The sequence below is a fragment of the Myxococcus sp. CA039A genome, from assembly GCF_013336645.1.
Lineage (GTDB): Bacteria > Myxococcota > Myxococcia > Myxococcales > Myxococcaceae > Myxococcus > Myxococcus llanfairpwllgwyngyllgogerychwyrndrobwllllantysiliogogogochensis.
Map to the genome: position 1 here is coordinate 1 of NZ_JABUMQ010000662.1, position 1,383 is coordinate 1,383.

The 1,383-nt window shown below is 69.3% G+C and carries 2 protein-coding genes; both read left to right on the plus strand.

Annotated features, from left to right (window positions below):
- Positions 1–257 precede the first annotated feature (257 nt).
- A complete protein-coding gene (locus HR086_RS46860; RefSeq protein ID WP_174468911.1) occupies positions 258–785 on the plus strand; it encodes an ureidoglycolate lyase in 528 nt (175 codons plus the stop codon).
- Positions 786–830: 45 nt separating this feature from the next.
- The coding region (locus tag HR086_RS46865) for an FAD-dependent oxidoreductase (RefSeq protein WP_174468912.1) at positions 831–1,383 on the plus strand (553 nt) is incomplete at its 3' end.

Consider the following 1,383-nt stretch of genomic DNA (forward strand, 5'->3'; position numbering starts at 1 on the left):
GGGGTTGAGCGAGGACGGGTGCGCTCAAGAGGACGAGTGCGGTGAGGAGGATTCGCATGGGGGTGTGGGGAGCCCTCGGCATGACGGCTCTGAGTCCGTGGAAGATGCCATGGCGATGTAAACGGGAGATGAAGCGCTTGTCGCCATGGGGAGGACCCGTGGCGTTGGGGATGCGCTGTTGACCATGACAGTCCCATGGCACTCGCGCCGGGCCGGGCCGCCTTGGGTGCGTCATCCCCCGACGTTATGCTTCAGCCATGAGTGAGCATGTGTCCCGAGTCATCGTCGCGCGGCGGTTGTCGCCAGAAGGCTTCGCACCGTTTGGCGATGTGGTCTCCGCGGGGCTCGCGCCGGGGGCGCTGGCGAATCAGGGGACGGCGGTGCGGTTCGACTGGTCCGCGAGGCTGGAGAACGCGCGGGACTCGGCGAAGCCGAACCTCGCGGTGTTCCGCTCGGTGCCCCAGGGGCTGCCCTTCACGGTGAATCTGCTGGAGCATCATCCGTATTCGAGCCAGGCGTTCCTCCCCATGCGGTGCGAGCGGTACCTGGTGTGTGTCGCCCCGAGCGCGCCCGAGGGTGGGCCGGACGTGGAGAAGTTGGAGGCCTTCGTCTGTGGGCCGGGGGAGGGCGTGAACTACCACCGGGGCGTGTGGCACCACCCCATCATCGCGTTGGATGCGCCGGCGGAGTTCGCCATGCTCGCCTGGGAGGACGGGAGCGAGGGGGACTGCGTGGTGCGGCAGTTCGCGGAGCCGTCGAGGGTGCGGGTCCAGGTCGACGACTGAGGCTATCATCCGGCCTCCCTTGGGTTTTGGGACTGGAGGCTCCGGATGGGACAGCAGACGGATGTCATCGTCGTGGGCGGTGGGCTCGCGGGGCTCGTCGCGGCGACGGAGCTCGCGGACGCGGGCAAGCGCGTCACGGTGGTGGACCAGGAGGGTGAGCAGAACCTGGGGGGACAGGCGTTCTGGTCCTTCGGTGGGTTGTTCCTGGTGGACTCGCCGGAACAGCGGCGCATGGGCATCAAGGACTCGCATGCGCTCGCGCTCGAGGACTGGATGGGCACCGCGGGGTTCGACCGTGAGGAGGACCACTGGCCCCGGAAGTGGGCGGAGGCCTTCGTCGACTTCGCGGCGACGGAGATGCGCCCGTGGCTGCATGCGCAGGGCATGCGCTGGTTCCCCGTGGTGGGCTGGGCCGAGCGCGGTGGCTACGGCGCGGTGGGACACGGCAACTCCGTGCCTCGCTTCCATGTGACGTGGGGCACGGGGCCGGGAGTGCTCGCGCCTTTTGTCCGGCGCGCGCAGGCGGCGCGGGAGAAGGGGACGCTGACGTTCCTGTTCCGGCACCGGGTGGACGAGCTGCTCGTCGAGGCGGGGGCGG